This window comes from Aggregatilinea sp., from assembly GCF_036822615.1.
Taxonomy (GTDB): domain Bacteria; phylum Chloroflexota; class Anaerolineae; order Aggregatilineales; family Aggregatilineaceae; genus Aggregatilinea.
Genome location: NZ_DAISHJ010000013.1, coordinates 15,895 through 30,735, shown reverse-complemented (window position 1 = coordinate 30,735; position 14,841 = coordinate 15,895). Strand labels below are relative to the sequence as shown.

General features: G+C 66.1%; 9 protein-coding genes. 2 read left to right on the top strand and 7 right to left on the bottom strand.

The features are described from left to right. The 7 genes from V7116_RS06560 to V7116_RS06530 all read right to left on the bottom strand — a co-directional run. Window positions 1-2,049: alpha/beta fold hydrolase (locus V7116_RS06560; RefSeq protein ID WP_324391095.1), on the bottom strand; the 2,049-nt coding region annotated here is incomplete at its 3' end. Window positions 2,050-2,215: 166 nt separating this feature from the next. Next, on the bottom strand, window positions 2,216-5,005 hold the full coding sequence (locus V7116_RS06555) for a cation-translocating P-type ATPase (protein WP_324391094.1): 2,790 nt from the start codon (window positions 5,003-5,005) through the stop codon (window positions 2,216-2,218). A gap of 364 nt (window positions 5,006-5,369) precedes the next feature. Beyond that, window positions 5,370-8,291 carry an insulinase family protein gene (locus tag V7116_RS06550; RefSeq protein WP_324391093.1) on the bottom strand — a complete coding sequence of 974 codons (2,922 nt, stop codon included), beginning with the start codon at window positions 8,289-8,291 and terminating at the stop codon, window positions 5,370-5,372. 134 nt (window positions 8,292-8,425) lie between these two features. Beyond that, window positions 8,426-9,346 carry a sucrase ferredoxin gene (locus V7116_RS06545; protein ID WP_324391092.1) on the bottom strand — a complete coding sequence of 307 codons (921 nt, stop codon included), beginning with the start codon at window positions 9,344-9,346 and terminating at the stop codon, window positions 8,426-8,428. After that, window positions 9,343-10,299, bottom strand: a complete 957-nt coding sequence (locus V7116_RS06540) for a complex I NDUFA9 subunit family protein (protein ID WP_324391091.1) — start codon at window positions 10,297-10,299, stop codon at window positions 9,343-9,345. Before V7116_RS06540 ends, V7116_RS06545 begins: the two co-directional genes overlap by 4 nt. 82 nt (window positions 10,300-10,381) lie before the next feature. Next, on the bottom strand, window positions 10,382-12,391 hold the full coding sequence (locus tag V7116_RS06535) for a glycosyltransferase family 39 protein (RefSeq protein WP_324391090.1): 2,010 nt from the start codon (window positions 12,389-12,391) through the stop codon (window positions 10,382-10,384). Next, on the bottom strand, window positions 12,388-14,118 hold the full coding sequence (locus tag V7116_RS06530) for a cellulase family glycosylhydrolase (RefSeq protein WP_324391089.1): 1,731 nt from the start codon (window positions 14,116-14,118) through the stop codon (window positions 12,388-12,390). Before V7116_RS06530 ends, V7116_RS06535 begins: the two co-directional genes overlap by 4 nt. Window positions 14,119-14,260: 142 nt before the next feature. Here V7116_RS06530 and V7116_RS06525 point away from each other — a divergent pair, with 142 nt between their 5' ends. Both V7116_RS06525 and mazF read left to right on the top strand, forming a co-directional pair. Then, the gene (locus V7116_RS06525; RefSeq protein ID WP_324391088.1) at window positions 14,261-14,503 is read left to right on the top strand and encodes an AbrB/MazE/SpoVT family DNA-binding domain-containing protein; all 243 of its coding nucleotides are present in this window, start codon (window positions 14,261-14,263) and stop codon (window positions 14,501-14,503) included. Then, complete coding sequence (gene mazF, locus V7116_RS06520) at window positions 14,504-14,839, top strand: endoribonuclease MazF (protein WP_324391087.1); 336 nt, start codon at window positions 14,504-14,506, stop codon at window positions 14,837-14,839. Window positions 14,840-14,841: the final 2 nt, after the last annotated feature.

The following is a 14,841-nucleotide window of genomic DNA, read 5'->3' as shown; positions in this document are numbered from 1 at the left end:
CGGCCCCTGGACGGCCAGCTCACCGACCTGCCCGGCGGGCAGCACGTCGCCGCTGCCCGGATCGACGATGCGCGCGCGGGTATTGGATATGGGCACGCCCACCGATCCGGCTTTGCGCGCGGCGGAGAGCGGGTTGGCGTGGGTCAGCGGCCCGGCTTCGGTCAGGCCGTAACCCTCGATCAGCCGCCCCTGCGTGATCTTCTCGAACTCTTCCTTCACCTCGACCGGCAGCGGCGCGCCCCCGCTGAGACATGCTTTGACGGCGGACAATCCATAGGTGCGGGCGCGCGGCGCGTGGCTGATCTCCAGATACATCGACGGCACGCCGGGCAGCACGGTCGGGCGGTAGGCCTTGACATAATCGAGCACCTGCTCCACGTCGAATTCCGGCAGCAGGATCATGGTCGATCCGAGCGCGATGGGCAGATTCATGCCGCAGGTCATGCCGTAGCTGTGCGCCAGCGGCACGACGGACAGGCACGACTCGCGGCCATACTTCAAGCCCGGTATCCAGTGCCGGATTTGCAGCGCGTTCGCCACGAGATTGGTATGCGACAGGCATACGCCCGCCGGGGATCCGGTCGTGCCGCCGGTGTAGGCGATCACGGCGACGTGATGGCCGGACACGTCGATCGCCGGGTCGAAGTCTAAGGCGTTACGCATCAGGTCGGCCATCGACCGCAGCCCTTTGCCGTCCGCCGTGATCGGGCTGCCCCACTGCACGTTGAGCCTCGTAGACAGCGGCGGGCCAACCAGACCGGTCAGATCGGCCAGCACGATCGTTTCGACGGCAGCCTGCGCGCGCATGGTTTCGACCAGCGCGCCAAAGTTCGCCAGCGTGACCAGCACTTTCGTCCCGGTGTCGTGTGCCTGGCGGGCCAGCTCGTCCAGCTCCGCGTCGGGATGCGGCAGCACGACCGCGCCGCCCGCCTTGAGCACGGCGTAATAGGCGACGACCATCTGCGGCACGTTGGGCATCACGAGCATCACCCGGTCGCCCAGGCCGACACCCAGCCCGCGCAGCGCGTGCGCCATCTGGTTCACCTGCCGGTTGAGCTGCTGGTAATTGATCGCGCGGTTGTAGAACAGGATCGCGTTCGCCTTGGGCACGGCGTCCGCCGCACTTTCGAGAAAACGATAGAGCGGCTGGCGCGGGATCGGGATGGTGTAGGGCGTCTCGGGGTGGTAATTCAGCAGCCAGGGCCGCTCCTCGATCAGCGCGGTGCGGGTGGTGGGGCCGCGCCACGAGGAGCGCTGCTTGCCCTTGATGAAGCGCTCGATCACGCGGTTGACGGCTTCGTGCCGCTCGATCTGCACCTTATGCTTGGCCCCGCCCACGTCGTAGACTTCCGCGCCGGGGACCAGCTTCGCCACGTCGTCGTAGACGCGGTTGGGAAAGTACGTGTCGCGCTCGCCGCGAATGATCAGGGTGGGCGTGCGCACGCTGCGCAGCAGCGGCCAGCCGCGCCACTTGCGCATGTTGTTGAGCATCATGCGCCGCATGACGTGGATCTCGGCATTCCAGCGCCAGCGATATTTCCACACGCCGCGATAGAACATGGGCGGCACGCGAAAGGCGATCATCGCGGCGCGCGGCAGCGGGTATTCGCCTGCCGTGGCGATCAACACGAGGCGTTCCAGCCGTTCGGGAAAGGCGTTCGCATATTCGACGCAGATCGAGCCGCCGAACGAGTGCCCGACCAGCACGAATTTTTCGGGGAGCTGCAAACGCTCCACGACCGTTTGCAGGTCGCGCAGCATCTCGTCCATGGTGTAGTCGGTATAGGGGGCGTCGCTCTGGCCGTGACCGCGCAGATCCGGCACGACGACGCGGTAATCGCGCGCGAAGTGGTTGACCTGATATTCCCACGTTTCGGCGCAGCCCGCGTAGCCGTGCACGAACACGATCGTCTGCTCGACGGCTTCCGGCCACAGATCCACGACCGCCAGCGACGCACCGGGGACGTCTTTGATCGGCACGCGGACGCGGTACAGGTCAAGGTCAAGCTGGATCGAGCGGTGTTTGAGGCCCCGGAGCTGTCTCTTCATACCAATACCATCGCAACTCAAATCGCTGCAAAGCACATCCCAGGGGGCGTGCGCGGGCAGGCCGCAGCAGCGACCAGAGTATAACATACAGGCGGGCCGCCCCTGTACGAGACGGCCCGCCTGATACCCTACGCCACAGCACCGGATCGCCCGGCGCGCGCGGCGATTACGTCTGCGAATGCGTGCTGTAGTAACGCCGACGAAGCACTTTTTCGATTTCCACCGCCGGGAAGATCGACCCGGCCAGCAGCCACGCGACGAGCAGCTCGGTCGCGTCAAGCTGGACCGTGTTCAGGATGTCGTTGGCGAACGGCGCGTACACGGCCACCATCTGCAGCACAGCAGTCAGGACCACGGCGGCCCATAACAGCTTGTTGCGATGCAGCGGCACGCGGAAGAACGACGCATCGCCGCCGTGAATGGCCGACACCTCGAACACCTGCGACAGCGCCAGGATGCTGAACGCCATCGTGCGCGCGACTGCCAACACGCTCTCGCTGGGATCGAGCAGGTCGCCGCCGTTGTGGTGGATGGCCCAGACGTAGCCTAACAGTGTTACAGCACCCAACCAGATGCCAACCCAGATGACGTGCAGCCCGACGCCGTGCGCGAAGATATTTTCGCGCGGGGGGCGCGGCTTGCGCTTCATCACGTTCGGCTCGCTCGGCTCGAAGCCCAGCGCGATCGCGGGGAGGCCGTCCGTGACGAGGTTGATCCACAGGATTTGAATCGCCAGCAGCGGCACGCGCAGCCCGAAGACCAGCGCCGCGAACATGGCGATGATCTCGCCCGCGTTGGTGCTGAGCAGGTAGCGGATGAACTTACGGATGTTGTCGTAGATCGTGCGGCCCTCTTCGACCGCCGCCACGATGCTGGCGAAGTTGTCGTCGGTCAGGATCATGTCCGACGCGCCCTGGCTGACGTCTGTGCCGGTGATGCCCATCGCCACGCCGATGTTGGCCTGCTTGAGCGCCGGGGCGTCGTTCACGCCGTCGCCGGTCATCGCCACGATCTGCCCGTGCGACTGCAGGGCCTTCACCACGCGCAGCTTGTGCTCCGGTGAGACGCGCGCATAGACCGAGACGTCGTTGACCACTTTCTTCAGGTCGTCGTCGCTCATGGCGTCCAGGTCGGCCCCGGTCATGGCGCGGCCTTCGTCGCCCATGATGCCCAACTGCTTGCCGATGGCAACCGCCGTCAGCTTGTGGTCGCCCGTGATCATCACCGTGCGGATGCCCGCCTCCGCCGCGACCTTCACCGCGCGCCGGGCTTCGCTGCGGGGCGGGTCGAGGATGCCGATCAGGCCCAGCAGCGTCAGATCGCGCTCGGCCTTTTCCGGCTCCAGTTCTTCCGGCACGGCCTGCAAGGGCCGGTAGCCGATGCCGATCACGCGCAGGCCCTCGCTCGCCATGCGCTCGATCTGCTTGCTCCACGCTTCGGATCGTTCCGGCGTGAGCGGAGACGGGCCGTTAGGCGTGACTTCTTCCGACGCCCAGCGCACGAGCTGGTCCGGCGCGCCCTTCGTGAAGGAGACGTACTGCGCGTGCTCGAACAGGTCGGCGGCGAAGCGCCCCGTCGGCTGGTGAATGGTGGTCATCGCTTTACGCTCGGAGCTGAACGGCAGTTCGGCCACGCGCGGCAGATCCTTTTCCAGCGCGCCGCGATCCCACCCGGCTTTTTCCGCCGCAACCAGCAGCGCGCCTTCGGTGGTGTCGCCCACGACCGACCAGGGGGCATCCTCTTCGGCCTGCTCGACGTACGCGTCCGTGTTCAACGCAGCGGCCTTCAGAATGCGCGCCAGCACCTCGTCGTTGACGGCGTTAATCTGCTGCTCGCCCACATGGAAGTTGCCGACCGGCTGGTAGCCCACGCCGCTCACGCGCACTTCCTCGTCGCGCCCTGGCAGGGCGATGGTCGTAACGGTCATTTCGTTGCGGGTCAGCGTGCCAGTCTTGTCGGTGCAGATCACCGAGACGGAGCCGAGCGTTTCCACGGCGGGCAGCTTGCGGATCAGCGCGTTGCGCTTGACCATGCGCCGCGCGCCCAGCGCCAGCGCAATCGTGATCACGGCGGGCAGCCCTTCGGGGATCGCCGCCACAGCCAGCCCGATCGCGGTCAGGAACATCTCGCGCAGGTCTTCGCCGCGCAGCACGCCCGCCACAAACACCAGCACGGTCACGATCAGCGCTGCGCCCGCCAGCCACACGCTCATGTGCGCCAGCCGGTCCTGAAGCGGGGTGCGGCCTTCTTCCACGCGCTGAAGCATGGCCGCGATGTTACCAAGCTGCGTCTTCAGGCCGGTTTCGGTCACGGCCAGCACGCCGCGCCCGTAGGTGACCGCCGTGCCCATATAGGCCATGTTGGTGCGGTCCGCGACGGCGGGCGGCGTGCCGTTGTCGTGCAGGGGCTTCACCGATTTTTCGGACGCGACTGATTCGCCCGTGAGCGCGGCCTCCTCAATTTGCAGGTTCACCGCCTCGATCAGCCGCCCGTCAGCGGGGATGCGGTCACCCGCTTCCAGCAGCACGATGTCGCCGGGGACCAGATCCTCCGCGCTGACCTCGTGCACGTGGCCGCCGCGCCGGACGCGCACCTGCGGCGTCTGCATCGCGCTCAGCGCGGCCAGCGCCTGCTCGGCCTGATATTCCTGGAAAAAGCCCAGCGCCGCGTTCAGCACGACAATCGCCAGGATGACGATGGAGTCCTTCGTGTCGCCAATCGCAAACGAGATTGCGGCGGCCACGATTAGCACGAACACCATGACGTCGGTGAACTGCGACAGCAGCAGCTTCCAGATGGACGTGCCCTGACCGACGGGCAGCGCGTTTTTGCCGTGCTCCGCCTGCCGCTCGGCCACCTGCCCGTCGGATAGGCCGCTGTCGGCGGTGGTTCCCAGCCGTTCCAGCGCCTGTTCGACGGGGAGCGCGTACCACCGTTCCTCGATCTTTTCTGACATCCGGGGAGTTCCTTCCTCTGTGAGGTCCACTCGCTCATTGGGGTGCGGCGCGGTTGTCGCACGCCGCTGGTGGTAATTCTAAAGCAGATCACCGTTCTAATGCCTGTCCAGGCACCCCCTAAGATTTAGGGGAAAATGGAAAAAAGCAGTTTTTAGTCGTCAGTTTTCAGTTTTTAGTCAAAACAAGAACAAGGCTCAAAGATCGGTAGGGTCCGATAACTCGTAGGGGGCGGAGCAAGCCGCCGGTCATTCCGTCAACTCAACGGAGTTGGTAGGGGCGTATCGCAATACGCCCCTACGATCGATTCTAGGCCAAACCATATCTGTGTGGGTACCCCTACGCCAACCGTCACGTCATGGGGGATTACAGCACCTTGCGCACGTCGAGCCAGCCCGCGCGGGCGGTGTTCGCTTCCTCGATGGCGTTCTGCCCGCCCAGCACGACGACCTGCCCGTGCGTCCGTACCTCGTCCAGCAGATCCGCGAAGCGCTTGAAGTCCGCTGGCGTCGTGCTCAGGATCTGGTCGCGCATCTGCTGGCGGCGCTCGTCGGTGTCGCCAGCGAGCGTGCGAATCAACGAGGTGTAGCCCTTCGCGTCGGGAAGCTGGTAAGCGTCGAGCTGCCCGATCGTGCCGATGATCGCCTTCGTCAGCTCGTCGTCGTTCAGGTCGAGCTTGCGCAGATAGTCGCCCGTGGCGTCGTAGATGTCGAGCGTATCCAGCAGGTTCGGATCGCGGTACGACAGGAAGACGAACGTGCCCGTGTTGCGGTCGAAGGCGGAGAATCCGCCGTACGCGCCGCCCTGCACGCGGACTTTCTCCCACAGCCAGGTGCTTTGCAGGTAGTCGTTGACCACCAGCAGCGAGCCGTCGAAGCTGTGCCCCTGGGCGTACAGATTCGCGCCCTTGCCCACGTAGTTGACCTGCGCGGGGATGATCAGCCCTTCGTTGGTCGCGCTGCGGGCGGGAGTCCACCGCGCCAGATCGACTTCTTCCTGCGGCAGCCCGGCCAGGAAACCATCGAGGGCCGGTTCAAACGCAGACCACGCGCCCGCGTCCAGCGTCACGTTGGCGACCATCGCCGCCCGGCGTACCAGCCGCGCGCGGATGCCTTCCAACCGCGCCAGCACGCCCGGCCAGTCGGCGTCGATGCGGTCGGCCAGGGTGCGCAGCGAGAACAGGTAGTCGAGGCCCTGCATCTGCTCGGAGGCCCAATCCGCCTCGTGAAAGTGACTCTTCAGCCGCCCGTACACGACCATGTGCCCGGCGGGGGCCAGCTTCGCTTCCTGGCGGGCCTTTTCTTCGAGCACGATCTGGCGGAAGCGCTCGCGGTTGTCGAGCTTGACCGTCAGCAGCACGTCGTGCAGGATCGCCAGCAGTTCGTCGGCCTTGTCAGTGGTGGCTTTGCCGCGCAGGAACAGCCATGCCGTGCCCTCGCGCGTGGGGTGCACCGTGGAGGTCAGGATCGACGGGTGAATGCCGCCGGTCGTGCGCCCGATGCGCTGCGCGAGGCGTACATAGTCCTGCGTTTCCGTGCTCATCTCCAGCAGCGCGCGCCCGAACAACCGCACGTACGGCAGGTCTTCGGCGGGCAGCGCGTAGAGGTTCATGCCCAGATCGAGATACACGATCCCGTTGGTGAAAATGTCGTGATAGAACACGCGCGTATCGTGCCGTGCCAGCGTCTCGATGGGGATCAGCTTGTTGTCGCGGTCGAGATCGTCCAACGTCAGCATGGGGATCGTCGCCAGCGCTTCGGGCGAATCGGGCGTTTCCTGCGCCAACCGCAGCGCTTCGGTTTCGGCGATGATGCGCTGCACGTCCTCATCGCTCATGGCGGCGCGGACGGCATCCAGGCGGGCGCGTTCGGCGTCGTCCTGCTGGGCGCGCAGCGTCTCGTCGGGCGTCAGCAGCAGCGTGACGCGGTGCGTATTGTCGAGCAGGTACGTGCGGATGAGCCCCTCGAACAGACGCGGATCGGCATCCAGCCGGGCCTTGATCGCGCTCAAGGGACCCTCGAAGGCCAGCGGCTCCAGCGGATCGCCGCCGTAGCTCCAGGTGCTCAAGGTCTGGACGAAGGCCAGCACGCCGCGCGGGAAGCTGCCCGTGTTGCGTTCGCGCAGCGAAAACTCGATGGTGTTCAGCGACGCCTCGACCGTCTCGCGGTCCAGGCCGTTGCCGGCCAGATCCGCCAGCGTATCCAGGATCAGCGCCTCGACCGCCCCCGCACCGTCCGGCGCGATGCCCTTCAGCCCGACCGAAAACGTCAGCTCGCGCAGGTCCGTATCCACGCCGCCGCCGGTGATGTCTTCGCCCAGGCCGGACTCGATCAGCGCCTTGCGCAGCGGCGAGGCGGGCGTACCCAGCAGGATGTGACTCAAAATTTCCAGCGCGAAGGTCGTTTCGGTGTCGCTGTTGTCGGCCAGGATCCAGTTGACGGTCAGATAGGCCTTTCTGCCCTCTGCGCCGTCTTCGCCCGCGTCGTAGGGCAGCGTCACGGAGCGCGGCTCCGCGAAGCGCGGCTGCAACGGGATCGTCACGTCCAGCGTATCCAGACGGTCGAAGTCCTTCAGGTAGTCGTTCACGATGCTCAGGCGCGTGTCGGGATCGTCGTCGCCCCAGAACACGATGCGCGCGTTGCTGGGGTGATAGTAGGTGTCGTGGAACATCTTGAACTGCTCGTAGGTCAGATCCGGGATCACCGCCGGGTCGCCGCCGGAGTCGTGGCCGTAGGGCGTGTCGGGGAACAGCGCCTGCTGCGTGAAGCGGCCCAATACGTTTTCAGGGTCGGAATAGGCCCCCTTCATCTCGTTGAACACGACGCCCTTAAACGTCATCGGCTCGCCGGGATCGTCCAGCTCGTAGTGCCAGCCTTCCTGCTCCAACGTCTGCGGCGTGATGCGCGGGTAAAACACCGCATCGAGGTAGACGTCGATCAGGTTGTAGAAGTCCTGCACGTTCTGGCTGGCGACCGGGTACATGGTCTTGTCGGAGCCGGTGAAGGCGTTGAGGAACGTGTTCAGCGAGCCTTTCAACAGCTCGACAAACGGCTCTTTGACCGGGTATTTGCGCGATCCGCACAGGACGGAATGCTCCATGATGTGCGGCACGCCGGTCGAGTCGGCGGGCGGGGTGGAGAACGCGACGCCGAACGACTTGTTCTCGTCGTCGTTTTCCAGCGAAAGCAGCTCCGCACCGGTTTTGGCGTGGCGGAACAGGCGGGCGTGGGTGTTCAGTTCGGGAATATCCTGCTCGCGGAGCAGTTCGAAGCCGTGAATGAGGGTCATAGATCGGCGGATCCTTCTACCGGAATACGGCATCTGCATCAATCAATTTCAGCTTATTTTACGACAAAGGCGAGCCATCACCCGCCTTTCTTACTCTTTACTAATACGTGGAACGCGCCGGTCGGGGTGTGGCGTCAGGGTGCGGCGGTCTCGAAGTGCAGCAGGCGGTGCTGCGTCACGGTTTCCGGCTCGGAATCGCCGCAGCTTTTGAACACGCGGAAGTCGGAGTCTTCCGCCGCCACGTCGAGCGTCACTGCCGCGCCGTCCGCCCGGCGCTCGAAGCGCACCCGCCACTGCTCCGGCGCGAGAGACTCGGCGCTGACCAGCCGCAGCGCATCCACGCCGCGCAGGCCCAACGCCGCGCGGGCATAATGTTCGGCGGCCTGAACGTGCGCGGGGTAACACGAGCGGCCCCGCACCTGTTCCGGCACAATCTCGCCGTGCCGTGTCGCCGCGATAATTTCCGCGACGTGGACCGGTTCCACGCGCCCGTAGGCGATGCCGTACGGAAAAGTGAGCAGATTGGCGGCGAAACGGTGCCCGCCGACGTGCGAGGACTGCCACACGCTCGCCCCGGCCAGCTCGGTTGCCTCGACGTAGACGGGCAGCCCGCGCAGCGCGCAGCACAGGTCGCGCTTGCCATGCGTGCACACCAGGAACAGTGGATCGGTCCGGCGCTGCGCCGTGTAAGGATCGGCGTCCGTGCCGATGGCGGCCAGATCCAGATCGAGCAGATCCTCGTACCGCTTCAGCCGGAACTCGACCAGCAGCGGATCGGTTTCGCGGGCCAGAGCCACGTAAAACAGGATGCCATCGGGCGACAGGCGGGGATTCTGCCGGATGACCTGCACGCGCGCGTCGGGCAGGGTTTTTTCCTGGTGCGCGAGCCAGTCCTTGACCGGCGCGGACAGATCGGACTGCTGGTACGCCTTGCGTTCCCAGCGCTCGTCATATTCGAGCAGCAGCCACGTCGTCGCGGTGGATGCTGTGCCGAAGAGCTGTTCGTCCGTCTTGATCGAGTTCACCGAACAGCGCATCTCAACCGGACCGCTCACGGCTGCGCTTCCTCGACGGACTGACCGAGAAGCCGCCGCAGCGTGCCTAGCGCGGTGAACTGGCGCATGTAGCCCAGGTTTTCCGGCACGAAGGCGCGCGGCGTGATGCCGAAGGCTGCCGTCAGCGCGTTGTCCGCAACCGCGTTATCGACTTTGAGCAGGTCGAGCAGACTGGGCGTCACCGGAGGATTGGGCAGAAGCTGCATCGCGCGCACTGCCAGCGCCATCAGCGGTACGGGGGTGTGAATCAAGGCGCGGCGCGTGTTCAGGGCGGCCAGCACGCGCTGTACGATTTCATCGTAGGTCAGCACTTCCGGTCCGCCCAGCTCGTAGGCGTGGCCGATGGTGGTGTTATCCTCCAGGCTGCGCGCGATGGCTTCCACCACGTCACCCACCCACACCGGCTGGAAGCGAGCCTGCCCGTCGCCGGGCACGGGGAAGATCAGCGGCGTCAGGCGGATCAGCCGCGCCTGCACGTTGGCGAACTCGTCCTGCGGCCCCCAGATCACCGAGGGCTTGAGCGCGGTCCAGTCCAGGCCGGACGCAGCGACCGCGTCCTGCGCTTTGCCCTTGCTGCGCAAGAACCGGTAGGGCGAGGCGCTGTCCGCCCCGTTCTGGCTCATGTTGACGAACCGCCGCACCCTGGCGGCTTTCGCGGCTTCGATCAGATTGATCGTGCCGTCGGTGTTGATCTTTTCGTAGGTTGCGCCGCCCTTTTCGATGGCGATCGCGACCAGATGCACGACCGCCTGCACGCCGTCCAGCGCGGGCGGCAGCGTGTCGGGCCGGGTGACGTCGCCCGGCACCATCTCGATACGGTCGCGCACGTCCGCCAGCCGTGCTTCGGCCCTGGCCGGGCTGTGCACCATCGCACGGACCGGCTGGCCCGCGTCCACGAGGCGGCGTACCAGCGTATGCCCGACGTAGCCCGCCGCGCCTGTCACCAGAATCATAGAGCCTCCATTCCGGAGCTTTGAAAACTATTCCGATGTTAGCATAAGGCCAGGGGAGCACCCACGCGGGGCGCGAGGGGCGTCAGCGCACGGGCAGCACGGCCAGGTCGAGGTGATCGCCCGTCGCGCCGCTGCCGGTCACGGGGAGCCGCTGCGAAGGGTTCGCCGCGTCATACACGCCGACGATGATCACGTAGTCGCCGGAGGGGGCGTCCGGCGGCACGGCCAGCCCGTGCAGATCGATCACGGTCTCGCCGGGTTCCCACGCGATGGTGGGGCGCTGGTTATTGCCCGGCTCCGCGTCGTGCTGATCGACCAGCGATCCGTCCGGCGCGAGAAGCTGCACGGTGACTTTGTAGCGCCCGTCGAGCGGTGCGTCAGTGCGCCAGAACAGCGTCACGCCGACCACGTCGCCGGGCAGCGCGCGGTCGCTGCTGAGCGCATAGCCGTCCAGCGCCACGCGATCTCCAAACCGCGCGTCCAGCGTCACGTCCGGCGCGGCGGGCGGTTCCGCCAGCACGGCGTATTCGGCCAGCCGCACGTCGCCGTGCCACGTTGAGCGCACCGGGAACGTCTCCGCGTCGAGCGTGGCCTGCACCACGCGGCGCGGATCGCGCTCCTCCTCGCCCCAGAACAGCACCCAGATCCGGTCGTGGGCCGCGATCACGCCGCGGACTTCGGCGCGGGTTGCGTCGTCGTCCCCGCCCAGGCCGCGCGGCAGCTCGTAGACCTGCGCCGCGCCGTGATAGTAGTAGCTGAACACCTCGGCCTGATTGGGCGCGTCGAGGATCACGGCGTCGCCGGAGCGTGCCTGCGCCGTGATGCGCGCCGCCATCGCGCGGTAGTCGTCGCGCGCGTAGGCCGGATCGGTGTACAGCGCGTCGAGGGCCGCGATCTGCCCGGCGACCAGCAGGCCGGTCAGGGCCAGGACCAAGATTCGAGTTATGGTAGGGGCGTATTGCACGCCCCTGCGGGGGTAAGGTCCGCTCACGACATGCCATGCGCGCCACAATCCGCCGCCCAGACTCACCGCCAGCGCGATCTGCGCGGGCAGCAGGAATTTAAGGTTCGCTTCGCGGTACGCGCCGGAGGCGACCAACGCCGCCGCACCGATCCCGGCCCAGGCCAGCGGCAGGCCCGCGCGCCATGCGTACGCGCTGCGCCGCGATCCGCGCGGGGGGATCAGCGAGAGCGCCGCCAGCAGCAGCGGGAGCAGCAGAATCGCCCAGCCGACCGTGCCCGCCGTGTTCCCGACCGTAATCCACGTCAGCACGGCGCGCACCTGTTCGCTGACGGCTATCTCAACGCCCGTGCGCGGCCACGTCGTCACCTGATCCCACGCGGTCGGCAGCCAGGGCAGGAACAGTGCCAGCGACAGCAGTCCCGCCGCGCCATACGCGATCAGGGCGCGCTGCGCGGTCCGGTCCAGGCGGCGCACGGCGCTCCAGACCAGCAGCCACACGACCTGCGCCGCCAGCGTGAACGCGAACGAGTACTGCGTGTACATCCCGGCGGCGTTGCACAGTCCCAGAGCGAGAAGCCAGAAAAAAGCGCGGCTTTCTTTCCGCGAAAGAAAGCCCGGCAAAGAAAGCGAGGGAGGGGGAGCTTCGTCCAAAAACGCGCTGAAGCGCCGGAGCCAGACGACGAAGATCCACATGCTCGCGGCGGCCAGCAGCGCGAGCTGGGCGTACATGCGCGTTTCCTGGCTGTAGTACACGGCCAGCGGACTCAGCGCGACCAGCAGCCCGGCGGCGATCCCGGCGGATCGTCCGAACAGGGCGCGGCCCAGGGCGGTTGCCAGCGCGACGGCGATCAGCCCCTCCAGCGCGGAGAGCGCCCGCAGCGCGAACTCGGTCGTGCCCGCGCCCGCGATCCAGGCTTTGAGCAGCAGATAGTAGCCGGGGGGATGGATATCGCGGCCCGCCGCGTCGATCAGGTCGCTCACGCTGCGCTGCGCGAGCCGCAGGCTGTTGCCTTCGTCGTTCCACAACGACTGCGCGCCGAGTAGGTGGAAGCGTAACCCCGCCGCCAGGAGCAGCACGATCAGCGCCAGCGCCGGGAACGTCCAGCGAGGCCCGCGCGCGGTGGTCATGCGCGGAAGCGCCCCACCACTGCCGCGCCGAGCACGATCAGGATGCCGAACGCGGCCAATCCACCCGCCAGCAGCCACGGCAGCGCAGTGCGCCACGTCCGGTCCACGATAGCGAGGCTGTCCAGCCCGGTCCATTCCGGCGCGGTGAGCGTGAGCAGATGTGTGCCGGGGCCGAGATCCTCCGCGACGGCAACGCAGCTTTCTTCGCCTGCAGGCAGCGTAATGGAATGAGGGTTCGTGTCACCCTGCTGGATGTAAACGGCCATCGGCGTATCGAGCGCGGCGTAACACAGCGATACGTCCGTGCCGTCGATGCGGTACGTGCGCGATTCCGCGCCCGCTTCCCGCTGAATCAGCGCGCCGCTGACCGTGCCGTGCCGTCCGGGGCCGATGGTCTTGGGCTGCGTCCCGGTGATGTATGCCTTCAGCGCGTCATAGACGGGCGTGGGCGTGAAGTCCGGCTCGACGAGGCGGAAGTAGTACCAGCTCTGGCCGATGTTCGTTTCGTCGGCGGGCTTGAAGTACCAGTACGCCATCACGCCGACCCACGGCCACTCGTCCAGCGCGCGCTCGTAAGCCTGCGGGGCCCACGCTGCCGCTTCGTCCATCGTGACGATGCCATAGCGGTCCAGGTCCGCGATGGTCGTCGGAGAATACGGCACGGGATCCCAGGCCACTTCGCTGATCCAGATGGGCTTGTCCGCGTCGCCGTTGGCGACCATCATGTCGCGGATCCATTCCTGGCGCGGGAAGTTGATCGTCACCTGCCGCAGCCGCCGATCGGTCGGGCCGCTCCACAAGCCGTAGCCCTGCACGCTGAGGACGTCGAAGCAGTCGCCCGCCCCGGCCTGATACATGCGCTGCAAATAGAGCAGGTCGTAGGCGTTGGTGCCGCTCAGGTCGATGGTCGGCCCGATGGCCCCAGTGATGACGACGATCTCAGGATCGACCGCCTTCAGCGCCGTATACGTGCGGCATAGCAGGTCGGTGTAGGCCTCGGCGTTGACCGTTTGATCGCCCCATTCGGGGTAGAGGTTCGGCTCGTTCCAGATCTGGTAATGGTGGATGCGGCCCTGGTAGCGCGCGGCGACGGTCGTCGCAAAATCGACGTAATCCTGAAAATCGGCGGGCGGAGTGAAGCCGTTGGTCGTGCCTTCGGGCTGGCTCCACGCGGGCGGGGTGCTCAGCCGCGCGATGATTTCCAGGCCGTACTCGTCCGTCAGCCGCACGATGTCGTCGTACTTCTCCCACGTGCTGACCTCTTCGTCCGCGCTGACGACGCCGTCCAGGTTGAGGTCGCGCCCTTCGCGGCGGTCGATGAAATTGCCTTTGTGGTCGATCTCGATGTCCTGCCACGTGAACTGCTGGCGGATCCAGTGGAAGCCCGCGTCCGCGATCATCTGGACCTGACGCTCGCGTTTTTCCGGCTCGACTTCCTGCTCCAGAAACGTGTTCACGCCGAACGGATTCACGTTGTTGTGCTCGAAGGCCGCGTAGGGTTCCGTGTCCGGCTGCTGGCGGGTGAAGCGCACGAGGTACTGCCCGAAGCCGAGGAGCTGCTTGGCGGGTTTCGTCTCGCCCGTGACGTTCCAGAACAGATTGTAGACCTGACCGTGAAAGTGCAGGTCGGCGGCCAGCGCCAGCAGTGCCGCCAGCCCCAGTGCCGCGAGGATCGCCAGCGTGCGCAGGCGAAATCCGAACAGGGTGTGAGAGAAGAGTTTGCTCATGCCGGGCGATTATAAAAGGCGGTGCGGCAAATCACAATGCGTCCGCGCGGCGCTTGGCCGCTGCCCGGCTGACGGATAGGGCTGGACTTCCAGGCGAACGTGCCTATAATGTATATACAATGTAGACACATGGAGGCTGGATATGGTCACTCAAATCAAGATGTGGGGCAACAGTCTGGCCCTGCGCATCCCGAAAGCTGTTGCGGACGAAGCGGGGCTGGGAACGGGCAGCCTCGTCGAAATCTCGCTGGAAGACGGCAAGCTGGTGATCTCGCCTGCGGCCCGCCCTAAGCCCACGCTGGACGAACTGCTGGCCCAGATCACGCCTGACAATCTGCACGGCGAAATCCAGACCGGCCCGGCGGTCGGAAATGAGGCATGGTAAATGGCCTATGTACCGGATCGGGGGGACGTCGTCTGGCTCCAGTTTGACCCGCAGGAGGGGCACGAACAGGCCGGGCGGCGTCCTGCCCTGGTGCTTTCCCCCCAGGCCTATAACAGCAAGACGAGCTTAGCGATTCTGTGCCCCGTCACCAGCCGGATCAAGGGCTATCCTTTTGAAGTCCCGCTCCCGCAGGGCCTGCAAGTGACGGGGGTCGTGCTTTCCGATCAGGTCAAAAGCCTCGATTGGCATGCGCGGCAGGCCGAGTTTATCGATCGTGTGCCAGACCAGACGCTCACTGCCGTTCTGGACCGGTTGTTACCGCTTCTGGAGGGGTAGTC